The sequence below is a fragment of the Flavobacterium sp. genome (assembly GCF_043760115.1).
Taxonomy (GTDB): domain Bacteria; phylum Bacteroidota; class Bacteroidia; order Flavobacteriales; family Flavobacteriaceae; genus Flavobacterium.
In genome coordinates this window covers 14,329-33,312 of sequence record NZ_JAYUPK010000065.1, presented here as the reverse complement: position 1 = coordinate 33,312, position 18,984 = coordinate 14,329, and the positions used below count along the sequence as shown (strand labels likewise).

General features: G+C 28.6%; 19 protein-coding genes and 1 tRNA gene. 6 read left to right on the top strand and 14 right to left on the bottom strand.

Going from position 1 to position 18,984, the window contains the following annotated elements; all coding sequences use genetic code 11:
* Positions 1–28 precede the first annotated feature (28 nt).
* Positions 29–1,486 carry a magnesium chelatase gene (locus ACH2BC_RS05495; RefSeq protein WP_395052982.1) on the top strand — a complete coding sequence of 486 codons (1,458 nt, stop codon included), beginning with the start codon at positions 29–31 and terminating at the stop codon, positions 1,484–1,486.
* 48 nt (positions 1,487–1,534) lie between these two features.
* Here the strand turns inward: ACH2BC_RS05495 and ACH2BC_RS05490 are convergent, their stop codons facing one another.
* The 9 genes from ACH2BC_RS05490 to ACH2BC_RS05450 all read right to left on the bottom strand — a co-directional run bounded on the left by ACH2BC_RS05490 (position 1,535) and on the right by ACH2BC_RS05450 (position 8,588).
* Positions 1,535–1,852: a hypothetical protein gene (locus ACH2BC_RS05490; protein ID WP_395052981.1), complete on the bottom strand. Its 318-nt coding sequence runs from the start codon at positions 1,850–1,852 to the stop codon at positions 1,535–1,537.
* A gap of 11 nt (positions 1,853–1,863) precedes the next feature.
* Positions 1,864–2,466: an RDD family protein gene (locus ACH2BC_RS05485; protein WP_395052980.1), complete on the bottom strand. Its 603-nt coding sequence runs from the start codon at positions 2,464–2,466 to the stop codon at positions 1,864–1,866.
* Positions 2,467–2,515: 49 nt separating this feature from the next.
* A complete protein-coding gene (locus ACH2BC_RS05480; protein ID WP_395052979.1) occupies positions 2,516–3,298 on the bottom strand; it encodes an RMD1 family protein in 783 nt (260 codons plus the stop codon).
* Positions 3,299–3,593: 295 nt separating this feature from the next.
* A tRNA-Arg gene (locus tag ACH2BC_RS05475) sits at positions 3,594–3,667 on the bottom strand.
* Positions 3,668–3,733: 66 nt separating this feature from the next.
* Complete coding sequence (locus ACH2BC_RS05470) at positions 3,734–3,874, bottom strand: SsrA-binding protein (RefSeq protein ID WP_395052978.1); 141 nt, start codon at positions 3,872–3,874, stop codon at positions 3,734–3,736.
* A 104-nt stretch (positions 3,875–3,978) separates the two neighbouring features.
* Positions 3,979–4,881: a hypothetical protein gene (locus ACH2BC_RS05465; protein ID WP_395052977.1), complete on the bottom strand. Its 903-nt coding sequence runs from the start codon at positions 4,879–4,881 to the stop codon at positions 3,979–3,981.
* Positions 4,882–5,043: 162 nt separating this feature from the next.
* Positions 5,044–6,696 (bottom strand): M56 family metallopeptidase, encoded by a 1,653-nt coding sequence (locus ACH2BC_RS05460; RefSeq protein WP_395052976.1) that lies wholly within the window; start codon positions 6,694–6,696, stop codon positions 5,044–5,046.
* 7 nt (positions 6,697–6,703) lie between these two features.
* Entirely contained in the window at positions 6,704–7,063 is a 360-nt protein-coding gene (locus tag ACH2BC_RS05455) for a BlaI/MecI/CopY family transcriptional regulator (protein WP_395052975.1), read from the bottom strand.
* A gap of 304 nt (positions 7,064–7,367) precedes the next feature.
* A complete protein-coding gene (locus ACH2BC_RS05450; protein ID WP_395052974.1) occupies positions 7,368–8,588 on the bottom strand; it encodes an MFS transporter in 1,221 nt (406 codons plus the stop codon).
* 250 nt (positions 8,589–8,838) lie between these two features.
* On the opposite strand from ACH2BC_RS05450, the gene ACH2BC_RS05445 reads away from it, so the two are divergent.
* The 4 genes from ACH2BC_RS05445 (at position 8,839) to ACH2BC_RS05430 (ending at position 11,768) form a co-directional block, all read left to right on the top strand.
* Entirely contained in the window at positions 8,839–9,489 is a 651-nt protein-coding gene (locus ACH2BC_RS05445; RefSeq protein WP_395052973.1) for a TatD family hydrolase, read from the top strand.
* Positions 9,490–9,518: 29 nt separating this feature from the next.
* Entirely contained in the window at positions 9,519–10,238 is a 720-nt protein-coding gene (locus ACH2BC_RS05440; RefSeq protein ID WP_395052972.1) for a ThiF family adenylyltransferase, read from the top strand.
* 387 nt (positions 10,239–10,625) lie between these two features.
* Positions 10,626–11,279, top strand: a complete 654-nt coding sequence (locus ACH2BC_RS05435) for an HAD family hydrolase (protein ID WP_395052971.1) — start codon at positions 10,626–10,628, stop codon at positions 11,277–11,279.
* Positions 11,280–11,351: 72 nt separating this feature from the next.
* Complete coding sequence (locus ACH2BC_RS05430; protein ID WP_395052970.1) at positions 11,352–11,768, top strand: endonuclease domain-containing protein; 417 nt, start codon at positions 11,352–11,354, stop codon at positions 11,766–11,768.
* 95 nt (positions 11,769–11,863) lie between these two features.
* On the opposite strand, the gene ACH2BC_RS05425 is transcribed toward ACH2BC_RS05430, so the two are convergent.
* The 4 genes from ACH2BC_RS05425 to ACH2BC_RS05410 all read right to left on the bottom strand — a co-directional run bounded on the left by ACH2BC_RS05425 (position 11,864) and on the right by ACH2BC_RS05410 (position 16,171).
* Positions 11,864–13,324: an FAD-binding domain-containing protein gene (locus tag ACH2BC_RS05425; protein ID WP_395052969.1), complete on the bottom strand. Its 1,461-nt coding sequence runs from the start codon at positions 13,322–13,324 to the stop codon at positions 11,864–11,866.
* A gap of 116 nt (positions 13,325–13,440) precedes the next feature.
* A complete protein-coding gene (locus ACH2BC_RS05420) occupies positions 13,441–14,727 on the bottom strand; it encodes a cryptochrome/photolyase family protein (protein ID WP_395052968.1) in 1,287 nt (428 codons plus the stop codon).
* Positions 14,728–14,856: 129 nt separating this feature from the next.
* Positions 14,857–15,555, bottom strand: a complete 699-nt coding sequence (locus ACH2BC_RS05415) for an SDR family NAD(P)-dependent oxidoreductase (RefSeq protein WP_395052967.1) — start codon at positions 15,553–15,555, stop codon at positions 14,857–14,859.
* 148 nt (positions 15,556–15,703) lie between these two features.
* Complete coding sequence (locus ACH2BC_RS05410; RefSeq protein ID WP_395052966.1) at positions 15,704–16,171, bottom strand: cell division inhibitor; 468 nt, start codon at positions 16,169–16,171, stop codon at positions 15,704–15,706.
* Between the two features lie 134 nt (positions 16,172–16,305).
* On the opposite strand from ACH2BC_RS05410, the gene ACH2BC_RS05405 reads away from it, so the two are divergent.
* The gene (locus tag ACH2BC_RS05405; RefSeq protein WP_395052965.1) at positions 16,306–17,160 is read left to right on the top strand and encodes a DUF2911 domain-containing protein; all 855 of its coding nucleotides are present in this window, start codon (positions 16,306–16,308) and stop codon (positions 17,158–17,160) included.
* A 68-nt stretch (positions 17,161–17,228) separates the two neighbouring features.
* Here the strand turns inward: ACH2BC_RS05405 and ACH2BC_RS05400 are convergent, their stop codons facing one another.
* A complete protein-coding gene (locus tag ACH2BC_RS05400; protein ID WP_395052964.1) occupies positions 17,229–18,935 on the bottom strand; it encodes a sodium:solute symporter in 1,707 nt (568 codons plus the stop codon).
* Positions 18,936–18,984 lie beyond the last annotated feature (49 nt).

The following is an 18,984-nucleotide window of genomic DNA, read 5'->3' as shown; positions in this document are numbered from 1 at the left end:
ACGAATCCAGCGGATTCAAATATTTATAATGAAAAACATAACAACATTAGCAGAATTAAAAGCATCAGGATACGTTTCAAGAAGTATTAAAGATGAATTGAGAGATAATTTACGTGAAAAAATAAAATCGGGAAAACCAGTTTTTGAAGGCGTTCACGGATTTGAAAACACTGTAATTCCAGAATTAGAACGTGCCATTTTATCACGTCATAATATCAATTTACTCGGACTTCGTGGTCAAGCCAAAACACGTTTAGCCAGAAAAATGATTGAACTTTTGGATGAATATATGCCAATAGTTTCTGGGTCTGAAATTAATGATGATCCATTAAATCCAATTTCAAGATTTGCAAAAGATTTAATTGCAGAAAAAGGCGATGCAACACCAATTTCTTGGATTCATAGAAGCGATAGATTTTCAGAAAAATTAGCCACACCAGATGTAACCGTTGCTGATTTAATAGGCGATGTAGATCCGATAAAAGCTGCCAATTTAAAACTTTCGTATGCAGATGACAGAGTAATTCATTTTGGAATGATTCCGAGAGCAAATCGCTGCATATTTGTAATCAATGAGTTACCAGATTTACAAGCTCGAATTCAAGTTGCATTATTTAATATTTTGCAAGAAGGCGATATTCAAATTCGTGGATTCAAATTAAGAATGCCTTTAGACATGCAATTCGTTTTTACTGCAAATCCTGAAGATTATACCAATCGTGGAAGTATTGTTACACCATTAAAAGACAGAATTGGTTCTCAAATTCTTACTCATTATCCAGAAACGGTTGCTATTGCAAGAACAATTACAGAGCAAGAAGCAAAATTAAACAAACAACAATCGGAAAGTGTTTACGTTCCATCATTGGCTAGAGATTTGTTAGAACAAATTGCATTTGAAGCCAGAGAAAGTGAATATATTGACAATAAAAGTGGTGTAAGTGCGAGAATGACTATTACAGCTTTTGAGAATTTAGTAAGTACAGCAGAACGAAGAGCATTAAAATCTGGAAGTGATAAAACTACGGTTCGTTTATCTGATTTTATGGGAATTATTCCTGCATTGACAGGAAAAGTAGAATTGGTTTACGAAGGTGAGCAAGAAGGTGCAGCAGTCGTGGCGCAACATTTAATCGGCGACGCAATTCACACCTTTTTTCCTGCATATTTTCCTAAAATTGAAAAATTAGAACGTGATGCTGACAACAGTCCATTTGCAAAAATATTAGAATGGTTTTTTACAGAAACAGGATTTGAATTACTAGACGATGCAACCGATGAAGAATATAAAAAACAATTGGACGAAGTAAAACCTTTAGAAGATTTAATTCAGAAATATCAACCTACAATTGCACTTGAAGATAAGTATTTCTTGAAAGAATTTGTACTTTGGGGTTTGGTAGAATATGACAAACTGAGCAAAGATAGAGTAGATGTTGGGTATCAGTTTAAAGACTTATACGGAAGTTATATTAGTAAGTTGTAAATTTATTTGAAAATAAAAATCGGTTTAGAATTTTCTAAACCGATTTTTTTATAGTTTCTTTTTTTCTAAATCGGTAACCCAATCACTTATTTCAAAATTAAACCAGTCACAAAAAGTGCTAAAATCTCTATTCTGAGGCCAATCATTTTCATCAGTCCATGTTCCATCTAATTCTAATTCGAAAATTTCTTTGAAATATTTCTTAATTAATTGGTCAGCATTTTCAAAATCTACTTTTGTTAGATAGGTTTTACTTTCTCCAAGCATACTGATATTCAATGCTAATTCTGGAGTTAGGTTGTTATTCCAATCTATAAATGGTTTTTTATAACTAATTGTAATTGAGCTTCTTTCTAGAATTTTCATATTGAATTTTTTTATTCATTTATTTCATTAATTTTATTCAAATGGCGTTTGTAAACCACAACAGTATCTGCAAGTTGGTCACCTACACTTTGCTTTCTATCATTTAGTAAAAAGACAATAACATTAACAAAATAAAATATATTAACCAATCCAACAATTATATAGTTTAAAGGTTGTGAAAAAGATTGTATGTATTTTGTTTTTTCAAACCAGCTTAATCCATTAAAATTATTTTCATTTGCTTTAGTAATTCCATGTATATGTAAAAAAACAGAAAACAAACTTAAAATTAACACTGGTAAATATTTCATAAAAGCATCTTTGTAATTTATATTAGAACCATCACTTTTTAAAATAGTTAAACCCATAATTAATTTTCCAGGAGTTGCACCATATTTAACAGGAAGATAAACAAAATATACTAATGTTAGAATTTGAGAAATTGGAAGAATAAAATAATAATTGTTTAAACTTAGAGTATTAATGTACAAAAATAAAATTGTCATTGGAGATAAAAGTAAACTCTCAAGAAGAGTTGCACTAAATCGTTCTCCAAAGTTTCCATAAATGCTCTTAAATGTGTTTTCTAAATAAAGAGGTAATTTGTTTTTCATATTTTTAGTTTAATTGATACTTAATTTCCAATTGTAAAGTTCTTTTTAATTAATGAAAAATCAAACTTATTACTATTTCAATAAAAATAAGCACAACAATAAGCCACTCTAATTTTGAACTTTCTCTTACGTTTAAAACATCTGTAAAAAGAGTCAAATTATCTTCTACAATTTGCAATCGATAATCCAAATCTTTAAAACGAGTATTAATATCAAAATTGGCTTTAAGATTTCGATTTAATAAATTCAATTCTTCATTATCCCAAACCAAGTTTGGATCATCTAAAATATACAAGTTATCAATAATACTGTTTTTAACATTCAGCACTTTACCAATATACTTAAGCAAATTAGTTTTTGAAATATCAATTTTGCCTTTTTTTTCTAATTGAAGAATATACAGTTTGGATGACGAAATAAGATCATCAGTAAGATTTTCATAATAATCTAATGCAACAGATTGACCAATATTTAGCATCACAATTCGTAACATTGAAGAATCTATTTTTGCAACACTTACATAATTATTTTTAACTATTGGTTTGTCATTATTAGAATCGGTTTGAATTAAATACTCTTCGGATAAATTCAAATCGACTAAAGTAGTGGCGTAGTTTTTAATAAAATTTACAAACTCGCTTTTAGCAACAGCATCATAATTGGCAAATACCACAACACCATAATCAAAAACATAAAGGTAACGGTCGTGGTTAGTTAAAGAATAAAACAATTCGGTTGTAGAACCAGAATGTGCTTCTGTTTGAAAATCGTTACGGAACTTTTTAATGTTAAAAGATTCTGCTAATTGAATGGCTTCTATCTTGATTTCCATTGTGATTATTTTTTACAAATATAGAAAATAAATAAAGAAGCAATTTATTTTATAAGTAAGGTAAAATTATATTTCTATAAAAAAAGCCCTAAGTTTCGTTAGAGCTTTTACAATTTTTGACCTTGACTGGATTGACTTCGTCTTTTCAAAATAAAATTAGTAATGGAAATAAAAAGCATTTTTCAATCAAAGATTGAAAAACTTTTTTACTATATAATTTGTTTTATGAACAAGTTCAACATCAAATTATATACTAAAAAAGCCCTAACTTTCGTTAGAGCTTTTCATTCTTAAGTGACCTTGACTGGATTCAAACCAGTAACCTCTTGAGCCGTAATCAAGTGCGCTATTCAGTTGCGCCACAAGGCCTTTTTTTGTGAGTGCAAAGATAGTTATTAATGTCAAAATAACAAATTGTAACCTATAAAATTTAGATTATTTTATTGCTCTTGTGGTTATAAAATAGCGCCAACCAATTATTGCCATTTGAAATTTAGTAGCTTTTGATAAATCCAATTGTTTTTTTGTAAAACTTGGTAATAACAATTTGTTTAATTTGGCTAGAAGTTTATACATTTAATTCAGCTATTTTTATAGTTTAAAATTTAATTAAATAATACTATTTTTTCCACCTCGTCCTTCGGACACTCCTCCAAAGGAGGAGAATTGGTAACTTAGAATTATATTTTTTGAGTTTTTAAAGCTGATTTTTTTTCCGATTCTTTTTTTGCTTTTTGCAATTCCTCTTTGGCTTTAATCATATCTTCTTTAGCTTTTAGCATTTCTTCTTTAGTTTTTTCTAAGTCGGAATTAGTAGAATTTGGTTTTAATTTTTCCATATCAATTTGCATTTTCTGCATCTGATTTTTAAAATTTTCCAAACCTTCTTTATTTCTAAAATCAAATTCTTTTCCATCAGAATCAGTTCCGCCAAAATTAAATTTCTGCACTTGATTGTTTTTAGTTATTTCATCCAATTCTTCTTTTGTATAATCATCGCCACCTTCAATTATTTTTCCATCTTCAATTATTAGTGGTTTTTTATTAGAATTTTGAATAATAATTTTAGATTTAGTGTTTCCAAATTGTTGCATACCAGGATTTACAAAATCAAATTTTTCTTGCGAAAGTGAATCATTTTCAATTTGAAATTTAAATTGTTTTATTAAATCGTTTCCACCAAAATTTTGAAAAAATGCATCGCCACCTAAAATATTATTAGTATTGTTTGGTTGTCCAAAACCAATTTCATCATCTTGTTTAAAAAATTGAATGGTATTTATTGGTTTTTGATTATCCAACTCCATTGTACCTTTATTTCCTTGACGATCTGAGTATTCAATTTTTAAAGCCGTAATTTCATTGTTAGAATTTCGTTTAACTTTAGAATATTTAATGGTAATTCCTTTTACGGCTAACGCTTTAATATCGTCTTTCATTTCACTTTCTGGTGTGTCTTTATTCCAAGTCATTACAACATCATTATTGTCATTATTTAGAATAAATTGCTTTTTTTCTTGTGCAACAGCAGTAAATTGCAATAATGTAAGTAATAATAGAAGAAATAATTTTTTAGCATTCATAATTATAAAATTAATAAGTAAACAATTGGTTTTAAATTATCTTTCAAAAATATAATTTTAAATAATTGATTGAAATAGATTTGCAAATTTTTAACTTTTTAATAAAAAAAATCACTTTTAAAAACTTGTTTTAAAAGTGATTATAATTAGTTAAAAATAAAATCACTTAGATTTTTGTGTTTCTAAATAAACTTTAATTTTCATTTCATAAATTTTCATTTCTTCTTCAAATAATTTCATTTTTGTTTCAAATTTTTTCATTTCCTCTTCAAATGGTTTCATTTGTTCATCAATGTTAAACATTTGTTTAGAATAAGCTTCCATTTCTGGTTCTATTGCTTCCATCTTTTTTTCAAATTCTTCCATTTTTTTCTCAAATTTTTTCCATTCTTTTTCGTTTGTTATTGGTGAACCAATTGGAGCTTTTGGTGCTGTTGGAAAATTTGGAACTGGTATAGAATTTACTTTAATTTCTGGTGCAGTTGGTGCTATTGGTGGCGTTGGTTGAATTGGAAAGTTTTCGTCGTTTTCTATTAATACGGCTTCAGCTATTATTTCATCAGATTCTTTTACTTCTTCAGCCCAAGCTTGTTTTTTTTGATTTGACGAATACTTATTATCTTTAACAAATCCGATTCTACCTTTACCTTTTTGATCAATATCTCTTATAAAATGTATCGGTTCAATTCCATTCGTGTCAGAATACGTTTCAGTTAAGTTATTATTCAATTCGTCTTTAATGTTGATTGTAATAGACGTTATTTCACCTTTAGAATTTCTTTTAACTTTAGAGATATCTAATTTTATTTTAGCTTTTTTAACACTTTTTATGTCGTTTTTAAATTCTTCATCAGAAGTGTTTTTGTCCCAATTCATTTCGGTGACTTCTCTAGTTGTGGATGAAATTGTAGAACCATCTTCCAACTTAATTTCTCTTTCTTGTGCAATAACTTTTATTTGAAAAAGCATTACAAACCCAATTAATGCTGGAAGTATAACTGCATACTTCCAGGAATTTCTTTTTTGTGACTGATTTTTGTTTAACATAACAATTCGTTTTTTGATTAATGATTGATAAAAATGATTAGTAATAGGTAAGCAGTTCTGATTAGAAACTACTTTTAAAAGTGCCATTTGATAGGACTTTTTATCTTCAATTTGCGCAATAGCTTCACTATCGGCAATGTATTCTAGGTTTTGAATTACTGCTTTTTTGTACCAATATAAAATTGGGTTAAACCAAAAAATAACAGTAAATAAATTGGTAATTAAAACATCAATAGAGTGTTTTTGTGAGCTATGAATTTTCTCGTGTAACAATATACTTTCTAATTCTGCTTGAGTATACAAACTAGAGTTTAAAACAATATAATTAAAGAATGAAAATGGTGCAATATTCTGTTTGGTATCAATTACTTTAAAGTTTTTGTCTATTGTAATCTCTTTATTTTCAAATACTTTCATTAGTGAAAATAAATCATAAATTATTTTAAAAAATAAAATAATTGCTATGGTTATGTATAGGTACAATGAAATTTCAAACCAATTAATAGTTGTGTTTTCAATAGTGTTTTCAGTTAGTACAGGTTTAAAATTTGTATTTGATATTGCATTAGAAACTATTTTTTGAGTTTCAACAAACACTATTTTTTTAATAAAAAATAATGGCAAAATGACAGAAGTAACTAACCCTGAAAGTAGAAACCATCTATTAGTATTAAAAAAAGTTTCTTTTCTAAGTAAGAAGTGGTAAGCAAGAAAGAACATAAGTGTCAATCCGCTAGATTTTAGTAAATAGGTTAGTAGCTCTTCCATTTTTTTTCTATTTTCTATTTTCTATAATTTCCAAAATTTCTCTAAGTTCATCGGCAGAAATTTTATCTTCTTGAGCAAAAAACGAAACCATACTTTTATAAGAGTTGTCAAAATAATTTTCGATTGCAGTATTCATAAAACGCTTTCTATAGTCTTCCATACTTACAATTGGATAATATTGATGTGTATTTCCAAAAGCATTATAAGATACAAAACCTTTCTCTTCAAGATTTCTAATTATAGTAGAAAGTGTATTGTAATGTGGTTGATCTTCAGTAATTTCTGCTAATACTTCTTTTACAAATGCTTTTTTAAGCTTCCATAAAATTTGCATTATTTCTTCTTCTTTGTTTGTTAACTTTTGCATAGTATTTTATTTGATAAAGCAAACTTATAACTATATTTTTAGTTACACAACTATTTTTATAGTTATTTAACTATTTTTTGCGTTTATTATTTTAAATTATTGAAAATCAATTATTTAAATATTTTAATAATAAATTATTTGAAGTATTAAATAAGATATTCTTTCTGTTTCAGAAAGACAATTTTGAGTAGAAAATCCGTGAAAATCTGTTAAATCCGTAAAATCAGTGGCAAAAAAAATATAAGTGATAATATAAACACAACAAAATAATTAGTGAAAATTGGTGAAATTCGTGTAAAGATAATTAAGCATGTTTCTCACGACCAACTAAAACCATAACCCAATAGCCAAGTAAAACACCAACCAAACCTAGCATTCCCATGAAAAACCAATTCGCCTGATACCCAAAATTATCAATAATGGTCATACCAACTTTCGCACTAAGAATGTGCGCCAAGCTAAAACTCATTGTAAAAATTGCCATATATCTGCCTTCATGACCTTTTGGCGCGCGTCCAATAGCAAAAGAATTAGAAAAAGGAAACGCAAACATCTCACCAAACGTCATAAACAACATCATAACAACTAAAATGCCAACCCAAAAATTCACCAGCATTAAAAACATACTAATCGCCATTGCCAAACAACCCAAGTTTACAATCTTAACTTTGTTCATTTTATTGCGTTCCACATAACTCACAATTGGCATTTCTAGAAAGAAAATCATCAATCCATTTAACGTTAAAAGCAATCCAGTTTGTAGTTCGGTCAAGTTAAATTGATCAGTATGATACAACGGAATTGTAGTAAAAAGTTGAAAGAAAAGTATTCCAGTAATCATGCAGCTTCCAAGAAATATCCAAAAAGGTTTGTCTTTAAAAACCGAATGCGTAAGCACATTATCAGGATCTTTTTTATCAATAAATTTTGACTTTTTCTTTTCTTTTACCAAAATTGCAAACACAGTAATTGCCAAAATACAAGTTGCGCCATCAGCCCAAAAAAGACCTTTGTAACCCATATTCATAATAATTAATCCGCCCAAAGCTGGTCCAGCCGCAAACCCAAGATTAATTGCTAATCGCACTAAAGTTAACGATCGTGTTCTGTTTTCTGGCGTTGCATATGCGCCAAGCGATACAAACATTGCAGGACGAAACATATCGGCAACCACCATTATCACAAACATTCCAATGCAAAGACCTACAAAACTAGTAATAAATTGAAGCGCAAAAAACAGCAATCCACTCACAAACAAGCTAAAAATCATGATTCTGTAAAACCCAATTTTGTCTGATAATTTTCCGCCAAGCCACGAACCAAGCATCGATCCAAACCCAAAACTTACCAAAATCCAACCTACTTCATCTAGCGTAAAATGCAAATCTTCCTTCAAGTATTTCGACAAAAACGGCAAAACCATCGTTCCAGCACGATTAATAAAAGTAATCAGTGTTAAAATCCAAATTTCTCTAGAAAATCCTCTAAAATTATTGATGTATTTTTGAAAAGCTCGTGCAATCATAAAAGTTGTAAAATGCAAATTTAGTTGTTTTTTAGAAGCTATTTCCAGCTTTTCACTATATCTTTTATAAAATTACTTGTCAAGAAAAATGACAAGTAATTCTATAAAAGGATGCCATTTCAATCTGGGCTAACACATCAGCAATTGTTAGTGATTTATTCAAAATTCGGTACCAATCTATTTAAAAAAGTAATAAAAAATAAAAGTAAAATAGTGTTTACATTTCTAACTAATAAATTATTTTTGCCAAATGATTTTTTTCAATTTACATACACATTCATTTACTAACAATTCTGATATTTTAGAATTGGTAAATCAATATCCGTGGGATTTTAAAGAAAACATACCTAATTATTCCATCGGTATTCATCCTTGGTATATTGATGAAAGTAGAGTAGAAGCAGACCTAAATGTAATAGAAAAAAAGTTACAATTAAAAGAATGTTTGGCACTGGGCGAATGTGGATTAGATAAACGAATAGAAATTCCATTGGCATTACAAATACAAGTATTTGAAAAGCAAATCGCACTAGCCGAAAAATACAAAAAACCTTTAGTTTTGCATTTAGTTACAGCATTTGATGAAGTAATAGAAATCAAAAACCGATTAAAAATTTCTGTTCCAATAATTATTCACGGATTTTCTAAGAACAAGCAAGTGGCAAAGCAGTTATTAGATAACGGATTTTATATTTCCTTTGGAAAATATTTAATAAAAAATCCAGAAATGGAAGCCGTTTTTAAATCTATACCAAACGATAAATTTTTTCTAGAAACAGATACAATCAATGAAACATTAGAAGAAGTGTATCAACTAGCAGCAAAATATAAAAACATAAAAATTGAAGATGTAATAGAAATTGTAAATTCAAATTTTAACACAGTTTTTAAACAACCTTAAACTTTTAAACAATTCAAACAAAATAAAGAATGGCAAAGTGGCAAGAAAGAGCTGAATTATTATTTAAAAAAGAAGGATTAGAAAATCTTAAAAATGCCAATGTTTTGATAGTTGGTGTTGGTGGCGTAGGTTCATTTGCAGCAGAATTCTTGGCTCGTGCAGGCGTCGGAAATCTTACAATTGTTGATGGCGATGTTGTAGATATAACTAATATTAACAGACAATTACCAGCTTTGCACTCAACTGTAGGTTTATCTAAAATTGATGTTGTTGGTAGCAGATTATTAGATATAAATCCAGAGTTACATTTGACGAAAGTCCAAGAATTTTTATCGCCAGAAAGAGCATTTGAAATTGTAGAAGAAAAGTATGATTACGTTTTAGACTGCATTGATAGTGTTACACCAAAATTAAATTTGATACTTGGTGCCAAACGCAAACGAGTAAAAATAATTTCAAGTATGGGCGCAGGCGGTAAAATGGAAGCTGCCAAAGTAAAAGTTGCAGATATTTCCAATACTGTAAATTGTATGTTTGCAAAAACCATCAGAAGAAGATTAAAAGAATATAAAATTGACAAATTAAAAGTGGTTTTTTCATCAGAAATTCAAGACGAAAGCAGTTTAAAAATGACTGACGGAAGCAATTATAAAAAATCATTTTACGGAACAAATAGTTATATGCCAGGACTTTTTGGATTGTATACGGCAGAAACGGTTATTCGATATTTGATTAAAGGAGAAAAGTAAAAATGTATAATGTAAATATGTATAATGTAAATATGTATAATGTATATTGTAGAAAAGTATAATGTAAAAATGTATATTGTAGAAAAGTATAATGTAAAAAATGTATGTTGTAAAAATGTATGTTGTAAAAATGTAAGTTGTAAAAATGTATTTTGTAAGAAGGAATATTATAAAAAACATATTATAAAAATGTAAATTGTATATAGTGCAAAGTTGAAGATTTATATTTAAAGTATTTAAATTATATAATTTCGCTACATATAATTTACATTTTTACATTTTACATTATACTTTTTTACAATTTACATTATACTTTTTTACATTATACATTATACTTTTCTACAACATACAATATACTTTTCTACAATATAAATAAACATTAAAAAAATGGTAAAAACAGTAATTTTCGATATGGATGGTGTAATTGTAGATACAGAACCAGTACATCATTATGCTTACGTTCAACATTTTAAGCAATTAAATATTGATGTCTCGCCAGAAATGTATGCATCATTTACAGGAAATTCTACCAAAAATATTTACGAGCGATTGAAAACAATTTTCAATCTTGAACAAGATGTTCAAACATTAGTAGAAGAAAAAAGAAGTTTTTTTGACAAAGCTTTTGACACTAAAGAAGATTTGTATTTGTTGGAAGGTGTAGAAGATTTAATTAAAGAATTGTACAGTAATGGAATGCAATTGGTTCTAGCATCATCATCTGCAAATGTTACTATCATTAAAATTTTTAATAGATTTAATTTAAGTCAATATTTTACTTATAAAGTTTCTGGTGAAGATTTTCCAAAATCTAAACCACATCCAGCAATTTTTTTAAAAGCCGCCGAATTATCGCAAACCTCTGTAGAAAATTGTATAGTAATTGAAGACAGTACTAACGGAATTAAAGCCGCAAATGCTGCCAATATTTTTTGCGTTGGTTATAAAAGTTTACATTCACAATTGCAAGATTATTCTAGTGCCGATTTAGTTATTAGTGAGTTTAAAGAATTGAGTTTTGAAAGAATTAGAAATTTGTAGATTTAGAATTCCTCTCCTTTGGAGAGGTGGCCGAAGGTCGGAGTGGCTTTAGTTTTAAAAAATAAAATCGAAATGGAAATAACTGCATATATAAATAACATTCCAATTAAAAGAAATTTCGTAGAAAATTTACCTTATAATATCAAATTAAAATCGCGTGCAAGAGCTTTAAGAAAAGCAGGAAACTATTCTGAAGTAGTTTTTTGGCAACAAGTTCACAAAAGGAAATTTTATGCAATAGATTTTGATAGACAAAGAATAATTGGTAATTTTATTGTAGATTTTTATGTAAAAACTTTAGGATTAGTAGTAGAAATTGATGGTGAAAGTCATAATGATAAAGAAGAATATGACACAATGAGAGAAAACTTTTTAATTTCTTTAGGGTTGAAGATATTTAAAACTACCAATATTAGAGTTCTTCATGATTTAGAAAATGTTATGAATGAACTTGAAAATTTTATTATTGAAAATTATTCTATTAGATAAATTTTATTTTTTTATATTTTTCCCACCTCGTCCGCGAAAGGCGGACACTCCTCCAAAGGAGGAGAATGTTTACCGATAAAGTTTACTAAAATCATTTAACTCATTTCTCTATCTGGCAAAGTATGCTTATCTACAATTCGTTTGCCATCTTTTTTAACATCATCCTTTTTGCGCATAGACCAAAAGAAATCACTAGAAAAGCGTCTTGCTTCTTCTAGATTTACAATTGGAAACGGATAATCATTTCCAATTTCAAAATCATATAAAAGTTGTTCAATTGGAGTTAATTTCCAAGGTTCGTGAACAAATTCTGATGGGATATTTACCAATTCTGGAACCCATTTTTTTATAAAAATTCCGTCTGCATCGTGTTCATAAGAATTTTTTACAGGATTATAAACGCGTAAAGTATTCACACCTGTAACACCAGCTTGCATTTGAATTTGAGGATAATGAATTCCGGGTTCAAAATCTAGAAATTGTTGTGCCAAATGCGGACTACAATTCTGCCAAGGTTGAAACAAATGATGCGTGTAAAATGAAACCACCAATGCACGCATTCTAAAATTTAAATAACCAGTTGTATTTAAACAGCGCATGCAAGCATCAACAAGTGGAACACCAGTATTTCCAGTAGTCCAAGCGTTATGGTATTTTTTATTTACTGTTTGATTTAATATTCTGTATCCTTTATTTACAGCAACAAATTCCATTTGACTTTCCATTTCAAACTTCTGAATAAAATGTGCTTGCCAACGTAATCTGGATGCAAAATTATCAATTTGTCTTTTAAAATTTCCTTTTTGTCTCATTTCCCAAGCTGCAGTATAAACTTGTCTTATGGATAAATTTCCCCAAGCTATGTATGGAGATAATCTACTGCAACCTTTACGTGCCAACTCTGGTTTGGAAATGTGTTTGCTATAATTCTCAACTCTTCCATTTAAAAAATTATTTAAATAGCGCATCGCAGTTGGCGTTCCACCTTTTTGAAAAGGCAAACTTAAATCTGTTTTTAAAGATGGAATGCTGAATTGATTTTCTATTTCCTCTAAATCTTTGTATTTAATAAAACTTCTGGCATCAGCATTTAATGGAAGTGGATCTTTATCCATAAATTCACTCCAAGTTTCTTTCCATGTTTTTCTATTTTTTAATCCTCTAACAACTCCATTTGTGATGTATTCATTCCAAGTTATATTGTTGTTTATAAAATACTTAGCAATTTCTTTATCTCTATCAAATGTTAGTTTTATTCCAGTTTCTTGATGAGAAAAAACAGATTCTATTTTTACTAATTTCGATAATTTTTCAAATATTAAAATTGCTTCGCCTTCAATAATAAGTATTTGGGTGTGATATTGTTGTAACTCTTTTTGGAGTGATTCGAGTGATTGTTTTATAAAATCAAAATGACGTTGCGCGTAGTGATAATCTTTCATCAAACTTGGTTCAAAAATATAAAGAAGCAATACTTTCCCAGATGATGATAAAGCGGTGTGAAGTGCTTCATTATCAAGTAGTCGTAAATCTCTTTTGAACCAAACTATTTTCATTTTTAAAGTTGCTAAGTTTTTTCTTTTGCCACGAAGTCACTAAGGCACTAAGATATTTTTAAAGTATTAATACATAAGTTGTTACTGAATACTAATAACTGAACACTGATTACTATTTATCCAACTGCTTCTTTATAAACTCTCAAACAACGTTCACGAGCTTCTTTATGGTCTACAATTGGTTGTGGATAGTTCAAAGTTTCCAATTCTGGAATCCATTTTTTAATGTATTTAAGTTCTTTATCAAACTTCTTTACTTGTTCTGTTGGATTAAAAATTCTGAAATATGGTGCAGCATCAACGCCACTTCCTGCTGCCCATTGCCAGTTTCCAACATTACTTGACTGCTCATAATCTAATAATTTTTGCGCAAAATAAGTTTCTCCCCAACGCCAATCTATTAATAAATGTTTGCATAAAAAACTTGCCGTAATCATTCTAACACGATTGTGCATATGACCCGTTTTATTTAATTCGCGCATTCCTGCGTCAACAAAAGGATAACCTGTTTTTCCATCGCACCATTTCTTAAATAAATCTTCATTATTTTCCCAAATTATGGCGTCGTATTTTGGACGAAAACTTGATTTAGAAGTATGTGGAAAATGCCATAGAATTTGCATAAAAAATTCTCTCCAAATTAATTCTTTTAAAAAAGTTTCATTTTTACTTTCTAATGCTTTTAAAATCATTTTTCTTATAGACACTGCACCAAATCTTAGATAAATTCCTAAATAGGATGTTTTGTCTTGCGATGGAAAATTTCTAGTTGCTTCGTAATTATCGATTAAATTTTTAGATACATCAAAAGTTGGAATTTTTATTTTAGAAGCTTCAAATCCAATATCTTTTAAACTCAAAAAAGGATAGGAGTGAAGTGAGATTTTTTCTAAGTAATCCTCTGAATTGTAATTTATTAGTTGAATCTTCTTAAAGTTTTCTTTCCATTTATTTGAAAACGGAGTGTAAACCACATAAGGCGTTCCATCATCTTTTACAACTTCACTTTTTTCAAAAATTACTTGGTCTTTACTTGTTTTAAACTCTACTTCATTTTCTTTAAAAAGCTGAAATAATTCTAAATCACGCTTTCTAGCATAAGGTTCGTAATCAGAATTTGTGTAAACAGTTTTTATATTATTTTCTGAGATTAATTGGTTAAAAACAGCAATTGGTTTTCCGTGAAAAACGGCTAGCGATTTTCCAATTTCATGAAATTTACTTTGAATTTTCTCTAACTGATTGTGAATAAAAGTTACACGAGCATCATCTTTTGGCAATTGTGAAAGTATCGAATCATCAAAAATAAATATAGGTAAGACTTCTACATCAGCATTTAATGCGTGAAAAAGTCCAACATTATCGTCTAATCGTAAATCTCTTCTAAACCAGAATATGTTCATAAAAAAAAATTAATATCAATTACAAAAATCAAAATCAAAATTCAAAAAACAATATAGATTTAATATTCAAGGTTAAAATTGAAAATTATAAATCATTTTATTGATTTTTGAAATTGTAATTGATTTTCGCTATTGATTAGTTAATAAAGTTGACATTCCGCCATCTACATGAAAAATTTGACCAGAAATCCAATTGCTTTTATCCGATAATAAAAAACTTGCCATTTGTGCAATATCATCTGAAGTTCCTACTTTTTTCATCGGATTTCTTAAAGCTGACTTCTCTTTTTTCTCATCAGAATTTAAAAATTTATTTGCCAATGGTGTATCCGTTAATGAAGGTGCAATTACATTTACTCTAATTTTTGGCGCATATTCTGCTGCCAATGCTTTTGCAAAACCTTCAATTGCACCTTTAGAAGCCGAAACACTTGTATGAAATGGCATTCCCATTTTTACAGCAACTGTACTAAACAATACAATACTTGATTGATTAGAAGCTGTTAAGTTGGGTAAAATGGTTTGTATTACTTTTACTAAACTTAAAAAATTTACTTGTAAATCTTGTTCAAAAGCATCAATTTTTAATGCTTTAAATGGTCGCAAATTGATACTTCCAGGACAATAAACTAATCCGTCAATTACTTCTGGTAATTTTGAAGTGTCTAAATTTTCTGTTAAAACATCAAATGGAATGTGCGTTACATTTAATTCTGATAAATTTTCATTGGTTCTTGATGCTACAAATATATTATTTCCAGCTTGTAATTCTTTTGCAATTGCGAATCCTATTCCGTACGATCCACCAATTAGTAGTGTGTTTTTCATTTTTATGCTGAATTTATTTCAGCATCTCTCGATGCTTAGTTATTTATTTTTAATTTATTTCAGCATCTTTCGATGCTTAGTTATTTATGCTGAATTTATTTCAGCATCTATCGCTGCTAGTTATTTATTTTTAAAATTTAATTAAATTTTATCCTTTATAATCACCAAATAGTTCAATTAACTTTTTGGTTCTGTAATCAAATATTTCATTCAATTTTGGTTTAACCAAAAACGGATGTACTAATTGTCCTAGAATTCCCATTGGAACTTTATAATCTACAACATCTTCAATTTCTACGCCACCAGGAATTTCTTTAAAAAAATGTTTGTGATGCCAAAGCGAATATGGTCCATACAATTGTTGATCTACAAAATATTTTTTATCCTCAACATTTGTAATTTCTGTAACCCATTTCAAAGGAATCCCAAGTAATGGTGTTACAATATATTGAATTAATTGTCCAGCAAATAAAGGTTTATCGTCGCCAGATTTTGTAATAAATCCCATATATTCTGGTGTAATAACTTTTAGATTTTTGGGATTAGAGAAAAAATTCCAAGCTTCATCAAGCGATATTGGTAATTTTTGAACTCCTTTATAATTATAAATTTTCATTATTAATTTTTTGTAAAAGTACAAAATGTTTAACTAATTCTGTTATTTGTTAAACAAAAATAATTTCTATTTAAGTTTAAATTAACATTTCAAAAAAATAGTATTTGTAATTTTGACAAACTAAATTTAATATTATGAAAAAAGTTATTGTTTTATTGGCATTAATAATTGCCAATTTTGCTATTGAAGCACAAGTAAAAACACCACAACCAAGCCCAAAAGCTACTGTAGAACAGGTAGTTGGATTAACAACTGTTACTGTAGAATATTCTAGACCAAGTACAAAAGGAAGAACTGTTTTTGGAGATTTAGTTCCATTTGGAAAGTTATGGAGAACAGGTGCAAATGCAAATACATTAATCTCTTTTGGTGATGATGTTACAATAGATGGTAAGTCGTTGCCAAAAGGAAAATATTCTTTATTTACTTTACCAAAAGCTGATAATTGGGAAATTATTTTTTACAAAACAACAGACAATTGGGGAAATCCAGAAGAATGGAAAGAAACTGATGTTGCGCTTAGAGCAAATGCTAAACCAATTATGACTGATAGAAAAGTAGAAACTTTTACGATTGGAATTAATAATGTAAGTAATGATTCTGGCGATTTAGAAATTTCTTGGGAGAAAACTTTGGTAGCATTAAAATTTGATGTTCCTACACAAAAAACCGCAATTGCAAGTATTACCAAAGCTTTAGCTGGACCAACTGCTGGAGATTATTTCTCGTCTGCACAATACTTTTTTCAATCTAATGGTGATATGAATAAAGCATTGGAATATGTAAACAAAGCAATTTCTTTGGCAAAAGTTGGTGAAGATGTTCCTTTTTGGCATTTGCGTCAAAAATCTTTAATTCAAGCGAAATTGAATGATAAGAAAGGTGCAATTGAAACTGCAAAATTATCTTTAGCAAATGCAACAAAAGCTAAAAATGATGATTATGTAAAAATGAATAACGATAGTATTGCTGAATGGAGTAAGAAATAATTCTATTTATTTTCTTTGAAAAAGCCACAAATTCCTATGAATTTGTGGCTTTTTTGTATAATTTTTTTTTATATTATTTCTTGAAACTTTATTTTATTCTTCTGATTTAAAATAATTTGAACCATAAACGACAAAGTAACCGTAAGCATTGCACCAATAAAATTCAACCATAAGAAACTCACAATATCTAAATAATAAATGTAAAAAATTAATAATTGACTAACTAATGCGCTGTAAAATATTGAAGCAGCTTTTATGTATTTGATATAAAATCCTACCAAGAAAATCCCTAAAACTGTTCCGTAAAATATTGATCCCACAATATTTACTAATTGAATTAAATTTTCAAATAATGTACCAACACAAGCAAATAAAATAGCGATAATTCCCCATAATAAAGTAAAATACTTAGTTGCATCAACAAAATGTTTATCAGATTTTGGAGTTTTTAAATTTCGTCTGTAAATATCAATTGCCGTTGTAGATGCCAATGCTGTTAATCCAGAAGCTGATGATGACATTGCTGCCGAAAGTATTACTGCAAGTAATAATCCAATTAATCCTTTGGGTAAATAATTTAATATGAAATATAAAAACACATAATCTTTATCGTTGGTTTCAGCTTTAGCATCAGCTTTTGTAATTAAAACCTTGGCTTGATCTCTTAAATCGCGTTCTTTTCCAGAAATGGCAACCAGTTTATTTCTCAAAATTGGATTGTCATAATTCTGATTCAAATGATCCATATAAAGTAAATTGTACTCCTTTTTTTCTTCTGTTAAGTCTTTCAATTGTTTTTCTAATCCATGATATTGATCTGCATAAATAGATTTTTCAATTGCTTCTTTATTTACAGGATTAAAATTTAAAGGCACATCATTAAACTGAAAAAACACAAAAACCATTACGCCAATTAATAGAATAAAAAATTGCATTGGTACTTTTAAAAATCCGTTCATTATTAATCCCATTTGACTTTCTTTATTGGATTTACCAGATAAATAGCGTCCAACTTGCGATTGATCGGTTCCAAAATAAGCCAAACTCAAGAAAAATCCACCAGCAATTCCACTCCAAAAAGTATATCGAGTTTCAGGATTAAAAGAAAAATCTACTACATTCATTTTTTCATTTGCGCCAGCAATGTGTAACGCATTCGAAAAGGTCATTTCGTTTGGCAACAAATGTAATATTAAGAAAAAAGTAATAAACATTCCGCTCATTATAACAAACATTTGTTGTTTTTGAGTTACGTTAACTGCTTTTGTTCCACCAGAATACGTATAAATAATCACTAAAATTCCAATTATAATATTTAGTAAAGTTAAATTCCATCCCAACAAAGTTGAAAGTATAATTGAAGGTGCATAAATGGTTAAACCAGTTCCTAAACCACGCTGAATCATAAATAAAATAGATGCTAACGTTCTGGTTTTTAAGTCGAAACGCTGTTCTAAATATTCATATGCAGTAAAAACTTTGAGTTTATGATAAATTGGAATAAAAGTTATACAAATTACCACCATTGCAATTGGAAGTCCGAAGTAAAATTGCACAAATCCCATTCCGTCATGATATGCTTGTCCTGGCGTTGATAAAAACGTTATTGCGCTGGCTTGCGTTGCCATTACAGACAATCCAACTGTCCACCAATTGGTTTGTTTATTGCCTAAAATATAATCTTCTACATTCTTGCTTCCTTTGGTTTTATAAACACCATAAGTTACTATAAATAAAAGAGTTACCGATAAAACTATCCAATCAATTTGTTGCATATTAAGAAAAAATTTGCATTAAAATATAGAAAATAATTATATAAATGGC

Excerpts from the sequence above, each read along its gene's own strand:
- ACH2BC_RS05495 (WP_395052982.1), top strand. The coding sequence starts at position 29 with ATGAAAAACATAACAACATTAGCAGAATTAAAAGCATCAGGATACGTT.
- ACH2BC_RS05490 (WP_395052981.1), bottom strand. The coding sequence starts at position 1,852 with ATGAAAATTCTAGAAAGAAGCTCAATTACAATTAGTTATAAAAAACCA.
- ACH2BC_RS05485 (WP_395052980.1), bottom strand. The coding sequence starts at position 2,466 with ATGAAAAACAAATTACCTCTTTATTTAGAAAACACATTTAAGAGCATT.
- ACH2BC_RS05480 (WP_395052979.1), bottom strand. The coding sequence starts at position 3,298 with ATGGAAATCAAGATAGAAGCCATTCAATTAGCAGAATCTTTTAACATT.
- ACH2BC_RS05470 (WP_395052978.1), bottom strand. The coding sequence starts at position 3,874 with ATGTATAAACTTCTAGCCAAATTAAACAAATTGTTATTACCAAGTTTT.
- ACH2BC_RS05465 (WP_395052977.1), bottom strand. The coding sequence starts at position 4,881 with ATGAATGCTAAAAAATTATTTCTTCTATTATTACTTACATTATTGCAA.
- ACH2BC_RS05460 (WP_395052976.1), bottom strand. The coding sequence starts at position 6,696 with ATGGAAGAGCTACTAACCTATTTACTAAAATCTAGCGGATTGACACTT.
- ACH2BC_RS05455 (WP_395052975.1), bottom strand. The coding sequence starts at position 7,063 with ATGCAAAAGTTAACAAACAAAGAAGAAGAAATAATGCAAATTTTATGG.
- ACH2BC_RS05450 (WP_395052974.1), bottom strand. The coding sequence starts at position 8,588 with ATGATTGCACGAGCTTTTCAAAAATACATCAATAATTTTAGAGGATTT.
- ACH2BC_RS05445 (WP_395052973.1), top strand. The coding sequence starts at position 8,839 with ATGATTTTTTTCAATTTACATACACATTCATTTACTAACAATTCTGAT.
- ACH2BC_RS05440 (WP_395052972.1), top strand. The coding sequence starts at position 9,519 with ATGGCAAAGTGGCAAGAAAGAGCTGAATTATTATTTAAAAAAGAAGGA.
- ACH2BC_RS05435 (WP_395052971.1), top strand. The coding sequence starts at position 10,626 with ATGGTAAAAACAGTAATTTTCGATATGGATGGTGTAATTGTAGATACA.
- ACH2BC_RS05430 (WP_395052970.1), top strand. The coding sequence starts at position 11,352 with ATGGAAATAACTGCATATATAAATAACATTCCAATTAAAAGAAATTTC.
- ACH2BC_RS05425 (WP_395052969.1), bottom strand. The coding sequence starts at position 13,324 with ATGAAAATAGTTTGGTTCAAAAGAGATTTACGACTACTTGATAATGAA.
- ACH2BC_RS05420 (WP_395052968.1), bottom strand. The coding sequence starts at position 14,727 with ATGAACATATTCTGGTTTAGAAGAGATTTACGATTAGACGATAATGTT.
- ACH2BC_RS05415 (WP_395052967.1), bottom strand. The coding sequence starts at position 15,555 with ATGAAAAACACACTACTAATTGGTGGATCGTACGGAATAGGATTCGCA.
- ACH2BC_RS05410 (WP_395052966.1), bottom strand. The coding sequence starts at position 16,171 with ATGAAAATTTATAATTATAAAGGAGTTCAAAAATTACCAATATCGCTT.
- ACH2BC_RS05405 (WP_395052965.1), top strand. The coding sequence starts at position 16,306 with ATGAAAAAAGTTATTGTTTTATTGGCATTAATAATTGCCAATTTTGCT.
- ACH2BC_RS05400 (WP_395052964.1), bottom strand. The coding sequence starts at position 18,935 with ATGCAACAAATTGATTGGATAGTTTTATCGGTAACTCTTTTATTTATA.